At 74.9% G+C, this 19324-nt stretch carries 2 protein-coding genes; both read right to left on the bottom strand.

Going from position 1 to position 19324, the window contains the following annotated elements:
* Positions 1-54 precede the first annotated feature (54 nt).
* Complete coding sequence (locus ACQPYD_RS19035; protein WP_433696936.1) at positions 55-3999, bottom strand: amino acid adenylation domain-containing protein; 3945 nt, start codon at positions 3997-3999, stop codon at positions 55-57.
* Entirely contained in the window at positions 3996-19313 is a 15318-nt protein-coding gene (locus ACQPYD_RS19030; protein WP_433696935.1) for an amino acid adenylation domain-containing protein, read from the bottom strand. The genes ACQPYD_RS19035 and ACQPYD_RS19030 overlap by 4 nt, the downstream gene beginning before the upstream one ends.
* Positions 19314-19324: the final 11 nt, after the last annotated feature.

Raw genomic sequence — 19324 nt, 5'->3', positions numbered from 1 at the left:
TCCGATACGGTGTCGGCGCCGACCGCGGTGTGGCGGCCGGTCGCGTTGCGGTGGTCAGGGGCGACGGGGCGCCAGTGTCCGGCGAAGGACGGCGGCGACCTGGTCCAGGGCGGCCGGACCGATCATTCCCGCGTGGTCGGCAGGTACGTCGTGCGACGTCATCCCCCCTTCCAGGTAGGGCTCCCAGGCGCTGGGGGAGGGCGGTGCGCCCTCCCAGCCCAGTGCGGCGCGGAAGAACAGGGCGTGCGCGCGGACGGGCTCGGGCCGGTAGGACCTCGCGGCCCGGGAGGATCGGTCCAGGGCGGTCCGGATGGCCGCCAGACGTGTGGGGGCCAGGTCTGCCAGGCCCGACGCGCGGAGCAGCCGGGCCGCGTCCTCGGGGCCGGTGACGGCGTGGACCCCCTCCGCCCCGAAGTACTCCGAGAGCAGGAACCTCAGGGCCTCGTCCGGAGCTGGAGGAGTGTACGGGGGAAGGGTCTCGGGCGGATAGGCGTCGAGCAGGACGAGCAGTTCCACCTCCTCGCCCGCGCGTTCGAGCACGGCAGCCATGGCCTGGGCCACCTGGCCACCGAAGGACCAGCCGAGGAGCCGGTAGGGGCCCTTGGGGGCCACCTCCCGGATGCGGGCGACGTAGGAATCGGCCGTCTCCGGGACCGACGAGGGCGCGTCCGGGGCCGGACCGTTCAACCGCTCGTCCTGGAGGGCGTGGATCGGGATCCGGCGGTCCAGGCGGCTCAGCAGCCCGGTGTAGCACCACCCGATCCCCCCGGCCGGGTGGACGCAGAACAGCGGCGTCTCCGTCCCGTTCCCGCGCAGAGGGAGGAGGGGCGCGAACCCGTCCCCCGGGACCGCGTCCCCGCGCAGCCGGTCGGCCAGCCGGCGGGGGGTGGGCGATTCGAGGAGATCCCGCATCGAGACCCCCTTGCCCAGGTCGGCGCGCACCCGGGCGGCCAGGCGCGGCACCAGCAGCGAATGCCCGCCCAGGTCGAAGAAGTCGTCGTCGGCCCCGACCCGGTCCGCCCCCAGCACGTCGGCGTAGAGCGAGCACAGGAGGATCTCCACGGGGGTCCGGGGCGCGCCGCCGGAGGGGGAGGGGGCGGGAAGGCGCGCGCGGTCGACCTTCCCCGTGGGGGTCCGGGGGAACGCGTCCAGGACGACCAGGCCCGAGGGGACCGCGTGCGAGGGCAGGAGCCCCGACAGCCGCGCCCGCATGCCCGCTGTGTCCACCACGCCGGACGAGGACGGGTCGCGGACCACGTGGGCGACGAGCCGGTGCCGCGAAGGGGAGTCCCCGTGGACCGAGACCACGGCCTGGCGGACCCCCGGCAGGGAACGCAGCGCCGACTCCACCTCGCCGGGTTCGATGCGCACCCCCCGCACGGTGAGCTGGGCGTCGGCGCGGGAGACGAAGTCCAGCCTGCCGTCGGGCCGGCGCCGGACCAGGTCGCCCGAGCGGTACATCCTCGATCCCGGCGGCCCGTAGGGGCAGGGGACGTAGCGTTCGGCGGTGGCGCCCGGCCGCCCGAGGTAGCCGCGGGTCACCCCCGGCCCGGAGTAGTACAGCTCGCCCACCTCACCGACCGGGACCGGGAACAGGGCCGCGTCCAGGACCAGGGCGCCGGTGTTGTGGATCGGCCGCCCCAGCGGGGCGTCGTCGTGCCCGCAGACGCCGCACAGGCTCTCGCACGAGACCTCCGTGCACCCGCAGAAGTTGACCAGTCGTACGTTCGGGAGCCGCCGGGCCACCCGCGTGGCCAGGACGGGGGGCAGGATCTCCCCGCTGGCGGCCCACAGGCGGCAGCCGGAGAGCAGCGAGGGCTCCTCCTCGGTGGCGTCGAGCACGGCTTCGAGCAGGCCGGGCGAGGACACGAGGACGCCCGCGCCCGTCGCGGCGACGAACTCCGCCAACAGGCGCGGGTCCCGGGCGGTGTGGGAGTCGGCGAGGGCGATCCGCCCACCGTGGGCGAGCGTTTGCAGGATCTCCACCGTGCCGTCGATGAACGCCGGGGAGCTCTTCGCGCACAGCGTGACCTGTCCGCCGTCCCCGCCCGTGAAGTCGCACAGCTCGGAGAACCAGGCCAGCCGGTTCACCAGGCCCTCCTGGGTGCCGACCACCCCCTTGGGGGCTCCCGTCGACCCCGACGTGTAGATGACCGAGACCGCCGAGGCGGGGGTCAGCGGCGCACCGCGCTCCCGGTCGGACGGGGCGTGTCCGGGGCGCGCCGCCACCCGGGCTTCGGTGGAGCGGTCGCCGAGGACCACGATCCCTCCGGGCGGGGCGGACACCTGGTCCGGCACCGGCGAGGAGGCGTGCGCGACGACCACGTGGGGGCGGGCGTCCCGGAGCGTCGACGCCAGCCTCGCGGGAGGGTGGTCGACGTCGAGCGGCAGGTAGGCGCTCCCGGTCTTGACCGCGGCGAGCAGGGCCACGGCCAGGTCCGTGCGCCGGGGCAGCATCAGGGCCACCGTCCGCTCCGGACCGCAGCCCAGGGCCAGCAGGTGGTGCGCCAGCCGGTTCGCGCGGGCGTGCAGCTCCCGGTAGGTGAGTGCCTCGTCCCCGCTGAACAGGGCGGGCAGGTCGGAGTACGAGCGCGCCCCTTCCTCCAGGAGCTCGGGAACCGTCTCCGCGGGCGGCGTCGCCTCCTTCCCCCTCTCGCCCGTGCGGGGCCTGGAGGACAGGCCCAGGACGTCGATCCGCCCGACGGGCTCGTCCGGGTGCCCGGCGTACGCGATCAGGGTGCGCCGCAGGTGGCCGACCAGCGCTGTCGCCCTCTCCCGGTCCACCAGGTCGGGCCGGTGGTCCAGGCGCAGGTGCAGACGGCGCCCGGGGACCACGACCAGGGTCAGCGGGTAGTGGGTGCTGTCCAGGCCCTCCCGGGCACGGAAGGTCGGCGTGTCCTGCCCGGGCCGGTCCGTACGGGGCCCGGAGCGCGGGTAGTTCTCGAAGACGACGACGCTGTCGAAGAGCCGGCGCACCCCGCAGGCCCGGTGGATCTCGGCGAGCCCGGTGTACTGGTGGTCCATCATGCGGGTCCGGCGCCGCTGGACCTCCATCGCCGTCTCCACGGGGGAGGCGTTCGGGTCGAGGACCGTCCTCGCCGGGACGGTGTTGATGAACAGCCCGATCATGCGCTCCACACCGGGGACCTCGGGGGGACGGCCGGCGACGATCGCGCCGAAGACGACGTCACGGCGCCCGGTGAGCCTCGACAGCACCAGGCTCCAAGCCGCCTGGACGAGCGAGTTGAGGGTCAGGCCGCGCTCGCGTGCCAGGGCGGAGAGGGCCTCTGTCTCCTCCTCGGACAGTTCCTCCTGGACCCTCCCCGGCAGTACCGGGGCCGCCCCCGGCGGCAACGCGCCGGCCAGGAGCGTGGGGGCCTTCACCCCTTCCAGTTCCGTGCGCCAGGCCCGGGCGCCGGCCGCGGGGTCCTGCCCCGACAACCACGCCAGGTAGTCGCGGTAGGGGGGAGGCGGGGGCGGGGGCGCGCCGGTCCCCGCCTCCCGATAGCGGGCGGACAGCTCTTCGACCAGCAGCGGCGCGGACCAGCCGTCCATCAGGATGTGGTGGTTGGTCAGCACCAGGCGGTGCAGGCTCGGGGACAGGCGCGCGAGCAGGACGCGCACCAGCGGGGGGCGGTCGAGACGGAAGCGGGTCAGGCGCTCCTCCGCGGACAGGTCCGCCAGGGCGCGTGCGCCCTCTTCCTCTCCGAGCCCGCCGAGGTCGGCCTCGCGCCAGGGCACGGCCGCCTTCTCGGGGACCACCTGGACGGGAGGGCCCTCGCCGCGTTGGAGGAAACCGGCCCGGAGGTTGGGGTGCGCGTCCATCAGCCGTCCGAACGCCTCCCGCAGGCGCACGGGGTCCAACGGCCCGTCCAGGTCGAGGACGAGTTGGACGTTGTAGGCGTCGGGCCCCTCACCTCCGTCCGCCACGTGGTGGTACAGCAGGCCTTCCTGGAGGGGGGTCAGGGGCCAGATGTCGGCGATGGCCGGTGCGGTCATGGTGTGTCCCTCCACGCGGATTCGATCTCCTCGATCTGTGCCTGGTCCAGGTCGACCAGCGGCAGGTCGGAAGGGGTGCGGCCCCCCGCGCCGCCGGCGGCGACGTGGGCGGCCAGCACTTCCAGCGCCCGCCGCCAGTCCTCCGCCAGGAGGACCACCTCCTCCCGGTCGGCGGACGTCGGGGCCCAGCTCCACGTGGCCACCAGCCGGGACCCGTGGACGGCCGTGTTGAGATCCAGCGCGTGGGCCAGGGGCATCTCCGGGTCCGCGCCGCCGCCGACGGCGGCCCCGAGCGGCGACGGTGTCCAGGCGGACCCGCCGGTCCCCGGACTCCGCCCCAGGTAGTTGAAGCCGATGTCGGGCGGTGTCGGAGGTGTGACGCGACCGGCGGTGTCGGGGTTGAGGTGGCGCAGCAACCCGTGGCCGAGCCCTCGGTCGGGGTGGGCGCGCAGGGACTCCTTCACCCCCTTCAGGGCGTCGGAGAGCAGCGCTCCCTCGTCCGGGACCGTCGCCGGCGCCGCCGCGGGCCAGGAGAGCAGGACCGGGTGGGCGCTGGTGAACCAGCCCACGGTGCGCCCCGGGTCCAGGTGTTCGGCCAGGTCCTCTCGACCGTGGTTCTCCACCTCCACGAGCAGGCCGTGGGAGGGGTCTGCGCCCCCTGCGCGTGCCCGGTGCCGGGAGGCGGCGGCCAACAGCGCGGTGAGCAGCACGTCCGGCACACCGGCATGGAACGCGGTGGCCACCGGGCCGACGACGGCCGCGGTCAGCTCCTCGGGAAGCTCCACGACCAGGTGTCGGGCCCGCCCCCAGACGTCCTGTGCCGGGTCCGAGGGCGGGGGCAGCAGGGGCGGCGGGGCGCTGGAGAGAACGTGTTCCCACCGGGCGGCCTCGGCGACGCGCTCCGGGGACAGGGCCTCCTTCCCCAGCGCCTCGGCCCAGGCACGGAAGGGCAGGGGGCGGCGGAGCGCGGCCGGGGCCCCCTCGTCCAGCGCGCGCCAGGCGGCGGCCAGGTCGGCCCCGATGACGCCCCACGAGACCGCGTCGACGGCCAGGTGGTGGATGACCAGCAACAGGTGTCCTGGCTCCCCGTCCCCCCGGTCGAACCAGACCGCGCGCACCATGTCGCCCCGTGCGGGCGCCAGCGTGTCGGCCGCGGTATCCGCGGCCCCGGAGAGGATCGCCGACAGCTCTTCCTCCGACGCCTGCGCCACCGGAACCCGGCGCAGCACGTCCCCGGCCCGCACGCTCCCGGCCTCGGCGACCTCCAGCAGCCACCCGCCGTCCTCGTCCCGGCCCAGCCGCGACCGCAGCATGCCGTGGGTGTCCAGCACGGCCTGGAGGACCGACGCCATCCGCTCCGGGGTCGCCCCCGGCGGGGTCGCCAGCACCTGCGCCTGGTGGAACCGGTCCACGGGGGCGTTCTGCTCCCGGAGCCAGTGCATGACGGGGGTCAGCGGTACCGGTCCGCTGTCGGGAACGTCGTTCGCGTCGTCCTCGACGCCCGTGGCGGGCGCGGCGGCGACGGCGGCCAGCTCGGCCGCGGTCGGCGTGCGGAAGACGTCGCGCGGGCTGAGCACGAGCCCGTGCTCGGCCGCGCGGGCCACCACCTGCACGGACAGGATGCTGTCCCCACCCAGGGTGAAGAAGCTCCGGTGCGGGTCCACCTCCGGCAGCCCCAGCACATCGGCGAAGACGGCGGCCATCACCTCCGCGCCTCCTCCGGCGGCCTCCCGTTCCGGGGGCGGGACGGGAACGGGGGAGGCGGCCAGGGCCGCTCGGTCCAGCTTGCCCGTCTCCGTCAGCGGGAGCGCTTCGAGCACGACCACGTGCGAGGGCAGCATGGCCGAGGGCAGGATCCGGGCCATGTGCTCCCGGACCCCCTCGGGGTGGGGCCGCGCGGTGTCTGTGCCCTGGACCGGGGTCACGTAGCACACCAGGCTCTGTCCCGTCCGCTCGTGCACGCGCAGGTCCACCGCGGCGTCGGCGACCCCGGGGTGGTCCACGGCGGCGGCGACGATCTCGGACGGTTCCACGCGCTGCCCGCGCAGCTTGAACTGCCGGTCCGAACGCCCCATGAAGACCACGCCGCCGTCGGGGCGGCGCCGGGCCAGGTCGCCCGTGCGGTACATCCGAGTGCCGGGGGGCCCGTAGGGATCGGCGACGAACCGCTCGGCTGTCAGGTCCGGCCGTCCGAGGTAGCCCCGGGCCAGACCCGGGCCCGCCAGGTAGATCTCCGCCACGACCCCGTCGGGGACCGGGCGAAGGTCCGCGTCGAGCAGGCGCAGCGCCACGCCCCGGACGGGGGAGCCCAGGTGCGGCACGTCCGAGGCGTCCAGGGGCTCGGTGACCGTCGCCGAGACGGTGGTCTCCGTCGGCCCGTAGGCGTTGAGCATGCGGGTGTGCCCGTGCCAGAGGCGGACCAGGTGCTCCGGGCACGGTTCGCCGACGACGTACAGCACGATCCCCTTGGGGAGGCCGTCCGGGGGGACGGTGGCCAGGACCGACGGCACGATCGCGGCGTGGGTGACCGCCTGGCGGTGGGCCAGGTCCGAGATCAGCCTGCCCACCAGCGGTTCGCCGCTGCCCGGCAGGACCACGGCGGCCCCGCACAGGATCGGTACGCACATCTCCCACGCCGCGCCGTCGAAGGCGGGGGAGGCCATCTGCAGCACCCGCCCGCCCGTGCCGAGCCCGCCCAGCTCGCCGCGGGAGGCCGCGGCGGTGTTGGCGATGCCGCCGTGGCGGATCTCGACCCCCTTGGGCCGTCCGGTCGACCCGGAGGTGAACACCACGTAGGCGACGTCCTCGGGGTCGACGGCGCGGCCGCGCTCGGTGTCGGTGACCGGCGTCGTGCCGCTGCCGTCCCCGGGGGCGTCCGCGACCCGGACGTCGACCCGGGCCGGACCGCCGGGGACCGCGACCGGGTCGGCCCCGGTGATCAGGAGCCGTGCGGAGGAGGCCGTGAGCAGTTCGGCGATCCGGGACGCGGGGTGCCCGGTGTCGATCGCCAGGTATCCGGCGCCGGCCTTCCAGACGCCCACGATGGAGGTGATGACGTCGCAGTTCCGGGGAACCGCGATCGCGACGAGGTCACCGGTGCGCACGCCCCGTCCGATCAGGTGACGGGCGAGGCGGTCGCCCCGCTCGTCCAGCTCCGCGTAGGTGAGCTCGTCGTCCCCGCACACGACCGCGGTCGCCAGCGGGGTCGCGCGCGCCTGGCGTTCGAACATCGCCAGGGCGGTGTCGGCCACCGGCGCGGGAAGCCCCGGCGTGTGGTCGGTCCTGTCGCGTTCGACCCCGGTGCGCACGTCCAGCTCGCTCAGCCGCAGCCCCGGGTCGGCCGCCATGGCGGTCAGGACGCCGCGGAACCGGTCCGCCAGCGTCTCGACGGTCGCACGGTCGTACAGGTCGGTGCTGTACTCGATCCCCCCGGTCAGACCGCCCGGACCGGCCCCGTCCCGCACCTCGGTGAACCCGAAGGTCATGTCGAGGCGGGCCGTGCCCGTCTCCACCGGCAGGGCGCGCATCCGCACCCCGGGCAGCTCGGCGTCCACCGAGGGCGTGTTGTCCAGGGCCAGCTGCACCTGGAAGAAGGGGTGCCGGTCCGTGCTCCTCTCGGGGGAGAGCGCGCCGACCAGCCTCTCGAAGGGGATGTCCTGGTGGGCGTAGGCGTCCAGGTCGGCGGAGCGCACCCGGCGGAGCAGCTCCTCCAGGGAGGGGTCGCCCGAGGTGTCCACCCTCAGGGCGAGGCTGTTGACGAAGAACCCCACCAGGGAGTCCAGCATCGGGTTGGAGCGGCCCGCCACGGGAGTGCCCACCACGATGTCGGTCCCCGCCCCCATCCGGGTCATCAGCGCGCACAGCGCCGCGTGCAGCACCATGAAGAGCGTGACGCCCCGTGCGCGGGCCAGCTCCACCAGGTCCGCGTGGGACCGGGCGGGCAGGGAGAAGGGAACGGTCTCCCCCCGGTGGGAGGGGACGTCCGGGCGGGGCCGCGACGTGGGCAGGGTGACTGTTCGCCGCACCCCCTCCAGAGCGGTGCGCCAGTACGCGAGCTGTGCCGCCGCCGGTCCGGCCGGCGCCTCCAACAGCTCGTGCTGCCACAGGGCGTAGTCGGCGTACTCCACCGGCAGGGCGGGCCAGCCCGGCTCCGACCCGTCCAGTCTAGCGGCGTAGGCGGCGGCCAGGTCGCGGATCAGCGGCCGGAACGACCATCCGTCCCCGGCGATGTGGTGCAGCAGCAGGAACAGGACGTGCTCGTCGCGGGAGAGGGCGTACAAGGTCCCGCGCAGCGGCGGTTCGACGGTCAGGTCGAACGGTTCCCGGGCGGCCCGGCTCAGCTCCTCGGCCAGTGCGTCCCCGTGCACCGCGACCCTCCGCACGTCGATCCGGGCGGCCTCCGGCGGCAGGACCCGCTGGGTGGGCGTCCCTCTCTGCTCGGGGAACACGGTGCGCAGGACGGTGTGGCGGTCGACCACATCCTGCACGGCGGCGGACAGCGCCGCGTGGTCCACCGGACCCACCAGTGCCAGGGCCATCGGGATGTTGTGGGTGTGGCCGCCGCCCTCCATCCGCTGGAGGAACCACAGGCGCCGTTGGGCGTGGGACAGCGGCCGGTCGCCCTCCTCCGCCCGGGGGCGCAGGGGCGGCAGGGCCGGGACGGGGGAGGAGGCGGCGATCAGTTCCTCCAGGGCCGCCGGGGTGGGCGCCCTGAACACGTCGCGCACGTCGATCTGTGCCTCCAGCACCGAACGGACCCTGCTGACCATCTGGGTCGCCTGGAGGGAGTGGCCGCCCAGCCGGAAGAAGTCGTCGTCGGCCCCCACACCGTCCACACCGAGGATGTCGGCGAACAGGTCGCACAGGATCTGCTCCCTCGGCGTGCCCGGCGGGCGTCCGCCCCCGCGCAGCAGCGGGAGTCTGGGGAGCGCTGCCCGGTCGATCTTGCCGTGCCGGGTGAGGGGCATCCCTTCCAGCACCCGGTAGGAGGAGGGGAGCATGAAAGCGGGCAGCCGGTCACCGAGGTGGGCGCGCAACTCTCGGACCAGCGCCTCGTCCTCGCCGGCGAGCCGCGGCCGGTTGGCGGTGGCGGCTCGCCGGGAGCGCTCTGGCCCGGGGGGAGGGGGCGGGACGAACCGCTGCGGAGCGGCCCCCTCGGCGAGGATGTACAGGTCGAGCAGGAAGGGGGCCCCGGCGACCGGTCCGGCCACGGCGGCACGCCCCCGATCGGCCGCCGCCCGCAGGAGCTGTTCGAGGAGGGGCGCCCCCACGCCGGCCGCCGTGTCGAGCCCGAGCCGCAGGGCGGCGACGGTCGTGTTCCCGGGCAGCTCCTCCCAGAGGTCGTGCAGGGCCTCGGCCCTGGCCAGGAGGGAGTTGGGGACTCCGTGCACGGCCAGGACCCCGGCCGGGGCCCCGTCCAGTGCCCGCCCCAGGGACTCCACCGTGCCCAGGTCCTCCCCCCAGTCCAGACGGCGGACGCGGGGCGCTGGCCCGACGGCCGTCCCGCCGACCGCGTACAGGACGGCCTCGTAGCGGTGCGCGGCCAGCTCCCGGGGGACGTCCCCGGCGCCTTCCTTGACCCGGACGTCCACCCCCGCGGCCAGCGGATGCTCCTCGGCCAGTGCCCGGAAGAACGCGGGGGACAGGCACAGCTCCCGTTCGTCGAGGGCGCGCAGATCCGCGGTCGAGCGCACGTCGGCGAGAACGGTGGAGGGCCGGGCGCGGTCCAGTGCAGCCTCCGCGTGCAGGTGCGGCAGCGAGTCCAGGTTGCGGACGTCGCCGACGTAGAGCGCGCCGCCCGGGGCGAGCAGGCGCAGCAGGCCGTCCAGCACGGTGGCCAGGTAGTCCTGGTCCGGGAAGTACTGGACGACCGAGTTCAGCACGACGGTGTCGAAGTAGCCCTCGGGCAGACCGGACAGGTCGTGTGCGGTACGCGTGGACAGGCGCACCCGCTCGTGCAGGCCGGGATGCGCCTCCAGCCGCGCCGAGAGTGCCTCGACGGCCGTTCGGGAGATGTCGGTGCCCCAGTACTCCTCGCAACGGGGGGCGACCCCGGCCAGGATCAGGCCCGTGCCGACGCCGATCTCCAGCACCCTGCGGGGCTCCAGGCGCAGGATGCCGTCCACCGCCGAGTCCCGCCAGTTCCGCATCCCCTCCTGCGGGAGCGGGGAGCCGTCGGTGACGCTGTTCCACCCCCGGAAGTCCTCGCCGAGGAGGCTCCCGGCCTCCTCGTACTGGCTGTCGAAGAGGTTCCGCCAGTCGTCGAGGTGGTGTTCCCGGCGCTCGCCGCCGGTGTCGGCGGCCCGCCGGGTCACGTAGGCGGCCAGGGAGCCGCCCAGGCCGTCCTCGCGCAGGACCACCGCGGCCTGGGCGACCCCGGGGTGGGAGCCCAACAGGTGCTCGACCTCATGGGGCTCCACCCGATGACCGCGCACCTTGACCTGGTCGTCCGCTCGGCCGACGAACTCGATCTCACCGTCGGAGCGGAGCCGTGCCAGGTCGCCGGTACGGTACATGCGCTCACCGGAGCCGCCGAACGGGCAGGCGACGAACCGCTCGGCGGTCAGGCCCGGACGCCCCAGGTAGCCGCGCGCCAGTGCCGGGCCGGAGACGTAGAGCTCTCCGACGGCGCCCCTCTGCACCGGCCGCAGCAATGCGTCCAGGACGTGCAGCCGCGTGGTGGACAGGGGGTCGCCGATCGGCACCGAGGGGGCGCCGTGCCGCAGGGGCGGGCTCATGGACGCGCACACGGTGGTCTCGGTGGGACCGTAGGCGTTGACCATGGTCCTGTCCCCCGCCCACCGTTCCACCAGGGACGGTGAGCAGGCCTCCCCGGCCACCACCAGCGTGCGGACCGAGGGCAGGGTCTCCTCGGGGGCCAGGGTGGCCAGAGCCGAGGGCGGGACCGTCAGGTGCGTCACCCCGTGCCGGGAGACCGCGTCGGCCAGGTCGTGGCCGGACAGCACCAGCTCGGCCGGGGGCACGACCAGCGTCGCCCCCGACAGCAGGCCCATCAGCATCTCCCAGAAGGCCGCGTCGAAGCTGAAGGGGGCGAACTGGAGGACGCGGGCCCCCGCTCCGGCGCCGAGCCGTTCGCGCTGCGCCCGAACCAGGCCGGCGACGCCCGTGTGGGTGACGCCGACGGCCTTGGCGCGTCCGGTGGAGCCGGAGGTGTGGATGGCGTAGGCCAGGTGCGACCGGGACCGCGCCCGTACCACCCGGGAGGGAAGCCCGGCCGGCCGCGAGGCCACGCGCTCCGCGGTCCCCGGGGCGTCGAGGTCCAGGCGCGTGATCCCCCCGGCGGAGTCCGGCAGGACGGTCGCGCCCCGGGTCACCAGAACCGTCGGCGGGGCGTCCTCCAGAACGGCGGCGACCCGTGCCTCCGGGTAGTCGGGGTTCACCGGCAGGTAGGCGGCTCCCGTCTTGAGCACGGCCAGAGCGCACACCACCAGGTCGATCGACCGGGGCAGGACCAGCGCTACCGTGCGCTCGGGTCCGGCTCCCAGTTCCAGCAGCTCACCGGCCAGCCGTCCGGCTCGCGCGTCCAGGTCACGGTAGGACAGCTCCGTGTCGCCCCACACCAGGGCGGGCGCGTCCGGGGAGGCGCGGACCACCTCCTCGAACAGGTCGGCCGCGGTCTCGGCCCGCTCCTCGGCCGCGGAGGGGGCGAGGAGCGCAGGGGCGGCGTCGAGCGGGATCGCGGACAGGGGGGTGTCGGCGGCCTCGGTCACAGCAGCCAGCACCGAGGTCAGCATGGCGGCCATGCGCCGCACGGTGTCCGCCTCGTACAGCTCGGTGCTGTACTCCACGTAGCCGCTCAGCCCGGCGGGCTCGCCGTGGACGTCGTACTCCTCCTCCAGGCTGAACGACAGGTCGAACTTGGAGACACCGGGGGAGACCGGCTCGGACCTGACCCGCAGGTCCCCCAGGCGCAGATCGGCGTCGGGCGCGCTCTGGAGCACGACCATCACCTGGAACAGCGGCTGCATGCCGAGCGCCCGGTCGGGGTTGAGCCGTTCCACCAGCTGGTCGAAGGGCAGGTCCTGGTTCGCATAGGCCTCGAGGTCGGTCGCTCGCACCCGGCGCAGCAGCTCCGAGAACTCCGGGTCCCCGGAGGTGTCGGTGCGCAGCACCAGCGTGTTGACGAAGAACCCGACCAGGTCGTCCAGGGCCTGGTCGGTGCGTCCGGCGATCGCGCTGCCCAGGGGCAGGTCGGTCCCAGCGCCGATCCGTGTGAGCAGCGCCGCCACGGTCGCGTGGACCACCATGAACAGCGTGCAGCCGTGTTCGCGGGCCAGCCGGATCGCACGCCGGTGCAGGTCGGCGTCCAGGTGGATCCTGTGGATGTCCCCCCGGTACCCGGGCACCGGGGGGCGGGGCCGGTCCGCGGCCAGGTCCAGGCTGCGCGGCGCCCCCCGCAGCCGTGTCCGCCAGTAGGAGAGCTGGCGGGCGGCCCGGCTCCGCGGGTCGTGGACGTTGCCGAGCAGCGACTCCTGCCACAGCGTGTAGTCCGCGTAGTGCGCGTCGAGCGGGGGCCGCGGGCCGGTCCCCAGGGTACGGGCGTCGTAGGCGTCGGCCAGGTCTCGCATGAGCGGCCGCAGGGACCACCCGTCGCAGGCGATGTGGTGCACCAGGAGCAGCAGGACGTGGTCGTCCGGCGCGACCGAGAGCAGCACGGCCCGGACGGGGATCTCCGAGGCCAGGTCGAAGCGGTGGGAGACCGCCTCCGAGAGGTGCGCGGCCAGGTCTTCGCGAGCGACCTCGGTGTGGTGCAGGGGCACCTCGGCCCGGGGGAGGACACGCTGCTCGGGTGCGCCCCCGACCTCGGGGAAGACGGTGCGCAGGGACTCGTGCCGCGCCACCACGTCGCCCACCGCCGCCTCCAGGGCCGCGAGGTCGGGAACGCCGCTCAGTCTCAGGGTGAGGGGGATGTTGTAGGTGGAGGCGGGGCCCTCCAGCCGGTGCAGGAACCACAGGCGGCGCTGTGCGTAGGACAGGGGCACGCGCTCGGGTCGAGGCACCGCCCGTACGGCGGGCCTGGGCTCCCCGCCGTCGGCCAGCTTGGCGGCGACACCGGCCGGCGTGGGCGTGTCGAACACCGCCCCGAGGGGGACCTCGACCCCCGTGGCCGCACGGATACGGCTGACCAGGCGCGTCGCCGACAGCGAGTGCCCGCCCAGGGCGAAGAAGTCGTCGTCGGCGCCCACCCGGTCCAGGCCCAGGACCTGGGCGAACAGCGTTGCCACCAGCTCCTCGTGGGGGGTGTGCGCGGCCCGCCCGGACACCGGCGGGGCGGGTACGGGCAGCGCGTCGTGGTCGACCTTGCCGTTGGGGTTCAACGGCAGCCGGTCCAGGGGGACGACGGCGCTCGGCACCATGTACGCGGGCACGATCCCCCTCACGTGCGCCAGGACGTCTTCGGGCCGGGCCCCGCCCGCGTCCTCGGGGACCGCGTAGGCCACCAGGCGGTACGAACCCGCGGCGTCTTCCCGGACCGACACGGCGGCCTGCGCCACGCCGGGCGCGGTCAGGACCGCGGCGAGCACCTCGTCCGGTTCGATGCGGAATCCGCGGATCTTGACCTGGGCGTCGGCCCGGCCCAGGAACTCCACCTGCCCGTCGCGGTTCCAGCGCACCAGGTCGCCGGTCCGGTACATCACCGATCCCGGGGGGGCGAAGGGGCAGGCCACGAACCGTTCTGCGGTCAGGTCCGGCCGCCCGAGGTAGCCCCGGGCCACTCCGGCGCCGCTGATGTACAGCTCGCCCCGGACCCCCGGAGGGACGGGGCGCAGGTCCGCGTCCAGGACGTGGTGGCGCACACCGTCCATCGGCCGCCCGATCGGTGGCGCGGCATCGGCCTCGACGTGGGCGGCCTCCAGGGGCAGGCAGGTGCTGAACGTGGTCGTCTCGGTGGGGCCGTACACGTGGACCACCCTGGTGTCCGGGCAGGCGCGCGCCACCGCGCGCATGGCGCGCGCCGACGCCCGCTCACCGCCGGTCCACACCTGGCGCACGCCGCGCAGGGCCTCGGGGCGTTCCTCGGCGAGCAGGACGAACAGCGCGGTGGTGAGGAAGACCGCGCTCACCCGGTCCCGCTCCAGGACCTCGGCCAGGGCCTCCACGGACAGGGGCCCGGCGGGGGCCGCCACACAGGTGTCCGACCGGAGGAGCGGTACCCACATCTCGTAGGTGGAGGCGTCGAAGGCGTGCGGGGAGTGTGCCAGGACGCGTGCGTGGTCGCCGCCCTCCCACCGTCCGTCCCCGGCCAGGTCGAGTACGTTGCGGTGGGTCACGGTGATGCCCTTGGGCGCCCCGGTGGAGCCGGACGTGAACATCACGTACGCCGCCCGGTCCCGGTGGGCGGGCGTCTCCGGAGGCAGGGGCGCCCCCTTCCCGTCCTCCGGGTCGACGACCATGACGTCGGGGGCGAGGGCGCGTGCGCGCTCAGCCGAGGCGGGGTCGCTCACCAGCAGAGCGGCCCCGCTGAGGCGCAGCACGTCCGCCAGCCGCTCGTCCGGCTGGTCGGAGTGCAGGGGTACGTAGCACCCTCCCGCCTTGAGGACGGCCAGGGTTGCCGTGAACAGCCCCGGGGACCTGTCGTGCAACAGCGCCACCGGGACCTCCGGGCCCACGCCCCGCTCACGCAGCCGGTGCGCCAGGAGGTTGGCGCGCCGGTCCAGATCGCGGTAGGAGAGCGTGACCCCGCCCTGGACCAGGGCGGTCGCGTCAGGGGTCGACGCAGCCCTCTCGGCGAACGCCCGGTCGACCGTGGTGTCGGCGCCGCGCGCCGGCGCGGGGGCGGTCCCCCACGCGTGCAGGTCGGCCCGCTCCCGTTCGTCCAGGAGGTCGATGTCGGCCAGGGGACGGTCGGGCTCGGCCGCCGCACGTGTGAGCAGTGTGGTCAGACGCGTGGTCAGTGACCGCACGGTCGACGCGTCGAACATGTCGGTCGCGTACTCGACGAACCCCTCCAACCCCGACGGCTCGCCGTCGGGACCCCGGTGCTCGGCCAGGTCGAAGGTCAGGTCGAAGCGGGCGGTGCCTGTGGGCAGGGTGGAGGGGGACACCCGCACCCCCGGCAGGTGGAAGGAGGGCCTGGGGTTGTTCTGCAGCGCCAGCATGACCTGGAACAGGGACCGCTCGTGCCCGGTCCGCTCGGGCGACTGGTCCTCGACCACCCGGTCGTAGGGGATCTCCTGGCGGACGTAGGCGTCCAGGTCGGTCGCGCGCACCCGCTCCAGGAGCCCGCGCAGGGTGGGACGGCCCGAGACGTCCGTGCGCAGGACCAGGGTGTTGACGAAGCAGCCCACCAGACCGCGGGTGTGCTCGTCGTACCGGTTCGCCACGGTCGTGCCCAGCGGGATGTCGGTTCCGGCGCCCATACGGTGCAACAGGGCGGCCAGTCCCGCCTGGAGCACCATGAACAGAGTGGTTCCCGTCTTGGCCGCCGTCTCTGCCAGGGCGCCGTGCAAGGACGCGTCCACGCGCCAGTCCACCCGCGCGCCGCGCCCGTCCCGCCTTGCCGGGCGGGGCCGGTCCGAGGGCAGGTCCAACGTCTCGGGCAGGCCTGTGAGCCGGTCCCGCCAGTGGTCGACCTGGTCGAGGACCGCCCGGTCCCGGCTCCGGGCCAGGGCGTCCTGCCACAGGGCGTGGTCCCGGTAGCCGATCTCCGGGGCGGTCAGCCCGGCGGTCCCGCCCCGCAACCGGGCGGTGTAGGCCTTCCGCAGGTCGTCGACGAGGGGTTCCACCGATGCGCCGTCGGCGGCGATGTGGTGGAGGGTGAGCAGGAGGACGTGCACGTCCGGCCCCGTCGTGAACAGGCGTGCGCGCAACGGAGGCTGCGAGGACAGGTCGAAGGGCAGGGCCGCCTCGGCGAGCAGGGCCGCTTCCAGGTCGTCGGCGGCGGCCTCCTCCAGGCGTGGAGCCCGCTCCGGCCCCAGGACCCGCTGATGGGGGACCCCCTCGTGCTCGGGGAAGACGGTGCGCAGCGGTTCGTGCCGGGCGACCACGTCGTCCAGCGCCCCGGCGAGCGCCGCCTTGTCCAGTCGCCCGTGCATGCGCAGGACGAGCGGGATGTTGTACGTGGGCGCGTCGCTCATCCGGTTGAGGAACCACAATCCCCTCTGCGCCGGCGCGAGCGGCACCGGCCCGGTGTGGTCCGCGCGCTCGGGACGGGAGGGTCCGTGCGCGCCGCTGCGCGCCGCCCCGACCACGCGCTCGGCCAGCCCCGCCACGGTGGGGTGGTTGAACAGGTCGCGCACCGACAGGTCGACGCCCAGCTCCGTGCGGACGCGGGTGACGGTCCGCGCCGCCGAGAGCGAGTGCCCTCCCAGCCGGAAGAAGTCGTCGTGCGGACCCGGGGCGGGAACGGACAGCTCGTCGGCGAAGATCTGCCGCACGAGCTGCTGGACGGGGTCGTCCGGTGCGGGGACCCTCTCCTGCGGCTCCAGGGCGGCCAGCTGCGCGCGGGCGACCTTGCCGTTGTGGTTCAGGGGCAGGGAGTCGAGCGAGGTGATCCGGTGCGGGACCATGTACCCGGGGAGGCGGCGCGCCAGCAGCGCCTCCAGACCGACGGTGTCCACGCTCCCGTGCGGGGTGTCCGCGGTGACGTAGGCGTCCAGGGAGCCCCCCGCCCCGTCGGCGCGCACGACCACCGCGGCCCGCCCCACACCCGGGAACCCCTCCATCAGCCGTTCCACCTCGCCGGGCTCGACCCGGTGGCCGCGTACCTTCACCTGGTCGTCCGCGCGCCCCTCGAACACCAGGGTGTCGGGAGCCGAACGCCGGACCAGGTCACCGGTGCGGTACATCACCGATCCGGGCGGTCCGAACGGGCAGGCGACGAATCGCTCAGCGGTCTGGCCGGGGCGGTCGAGGTAGCCTCGCGCCACTGCCGGGCCGCGCACGTACAGTTCCCCCGTCCGCCCGACCGGCACCTCCCGCAGGCGCCCGTCCAGGGCGTACAGCGCGAGTCCGGGCAGGGGGCGGCCCATCGGCACCGGATCCGCCCCGTCCACGCCGACCTCCATGGACGCGCACACGGTGGTCTCGGTGGGACCGTAGGCGTTGACCATGGTCCGGCCGGCCGACCATCTCCTGACCAGCGAAGGCGGGCACGCCTCACCCGCCACGACCAGGACGCGGACGGTCTCCAGGTCCTCCCCGGAGTCCAGGGCGGTCAGCGCGGAGGGCGGAAGGGTCAGGTGGGTGACGCCCTCCGACCGCACCAGTTCGGCCAGCCCGGCCCCCGGAGCGACGAGGTCCTTCGGAGCCGTGACCAGAGTCGCGCCCGTGAGCAGGCCCATGGCCAGTTCCCAGAAGGAGGCGTCGAAGCCGGCGGAGGCGAATTGGAGCACCGTGTCGCCGGGTCCCACGCCCAGGTCGCCCGTGTGGGCCCGGACCAGCGCGGCCACGCCGCGGTGGGTCACCACCACCCCCTTGGGGCGTCCCGTCGAACCGGATGTGAAGATCACGTAGGCGGCCCGCTCGACGTCACGGACCCAGGGGAGCGGGGTGTCGGGGGCGGCGGCGATCCGCGCGACCGTGTCGGGGGAGTCCAGGACGACCGGTTCCCGGGCGGTGCCGGGAAGTCGCGAGACCACGGAGGAGTGCGTCACCACCAGGGAGGGCCGGGCTTCCGCCAGCACCAGGGCGACGCGTTCGTCGGGGTGGTCGGGGTCCACGGGCACGAACGCCGCCCCCGCCTTGAGGACGGCCAGGACCGCGACCGGGTGGTCCTCGCCCCGGGGCAGGACGACCGCGACGCGGTCCTCGGGCGCCACGCCCCGCGCGAGGAGGTGGTGGGCGAGTTGTTCGGACCGGGCGTCGAGCTCGGCGTAGGTGAGGGACCGGCCCCCGCAGCGCAGGGCCGTGGCCCCGGGGTCGGTCGCCGCCCGCGCCGCGAACAGCTCGGTCACGGTGCGGGCGTCCGCCCCCGGGACGGCGGAGGGGCGCGACGGGGGCGGAGCGGACGGGGCGTGTTCGCGCACGGTCGCCGCGGACGGGGCCGGTCCGCCGGGACCTGTGGTGGCGGCGGAGCCGCTCCCGGCGGCCACGCGCTCCAGCTCCTCGGAGACACCGGACAGGTACCCCTCGCAGGCGGAGCGGGACTGCACGGCGGGATTGGCCCACACGACGAGTTCGAGGCCTCCCCCCGGGTGGGGGTGCAGCATCACCTCCAGGTCGTCGACCGGTCCGATGGCGAACCACTGCCGCGTCGTGGTGCTCCGGCCGAAGGGGGGTTCGTCCGAGAAGCTCAGGACGTTGACGACGGGGCCGGGCAGGCGGGGCGCGCCCGGGTCCGGGTTCAGGTCGCGGCGCAGGTCGGTGTACGGGTAGCGCTGGTGGCGCAGGCTCAGGCGGATCTCCTCCGCGACGTGGCGCACCAGGTCGTCGAAGGGGCCCTCCACCGCGTCCCGGAGGGGCAGGGGCTGCAGCGTGGTGAGCATGCCCGGGACCGTGCGCTCGGCCTCGGTCGTGCGCGCGGTGACGGGCAGCCCGATCACCATGTCCGGGCGCCCGGCGCGGCGGGCCAGGTACCTCGTGACGGCCGCGACGGCGACCCGCGCCCATGAGGTTCCCAGGTGCGTGGAGCGCGCGCGCAGACCGTCCAGGACCTGGTGGCCGAGGGTGCGCGACAGGCGCAGGTAGCCGGGCTCGGGCGGACGCGGCGGTCCTCCCAGCTGGACCGGGTCGGGGAACCGGTCCAGCCGCTCCCGCCAGAACGCCCGGTCCCGTTCGTAGGCATCCGAGGCCTGGTAGGCCCTCTCGTCGCTGATCAGCTCCTCGAATCCGGGAGCGGGGTTCGCCGGCGGCGGGTCCCCGGCGAGATCCGCGGCGTACAGGTCGGCGGCCCGTCGGGACAGGAGCATGACGCCGACCCCGTCGAAGGCGATGTGGTGGTAGCGCTGATACCACAGATGGCGCTCATCGGACAGGCGGAGTACGGCCTGGGCGAACAGCGGCCCCCGGGACAGGTCCACCGGTGTGGCCACCTCCGCGCGCATCCATGCGAGGGCCGCGCTCTCGGGATCGTCCTCCCCGGCCATGTCCTCCACGTGTACCGTCCAGGCCCCGGGAGGCATCGGCCGCTGGACGGGGGCGCCCGCGTCCTCCTCGAACCGGCAGTGCAGCGCCGGCGTCTCGTTCACCGCGTGCGTCACCGCGCGGACCAGCGCTCCGACGTCGAGGGGGCCCCGGACGTCCAGGAAGGAGGCCTGGTTGTACACCGACCCGGTCGGGTCCAGCTCGTGTCCGAACCAGGAACCGGCCTGGGCGGCGGTCAGCGGCAGGGGGCGGGGGGAACTGTGGGGCATGGGTGACTCCG

This window comes from Nocardiopsis sp. CA-288880 (assembly GCF_050955985.1).
Lineage (GTDB): Bacteria > Actinomycetota > Actinomycetes > Streptosporangiales > Streptosporangiaceae > Nocardiopsis > Nocardiopsis tropica.
The sequence above is the reverse complement of the archived record's forward strand: the minus strand, read 5'-3'. Positions and strand labels throughout refer to the sequence as shown.

Coding starts and splice junctions, on each gene's coding strand:
- ACQPYD_RS19035 (WP_433696936.1), bottom strand. CDS start 3,999: ATGACCGCACCGGCCATCGCCGACATCTGGCCCCTGACCCCCCTCCAG.
- ACQPYD_RS19030 (WP_433696935.1), bottom strand. CDS start 19,313: ATGCCCCACAGTTCCCCCCGCCCCCTGCCGCTGACCGCCGCCCAGGCC.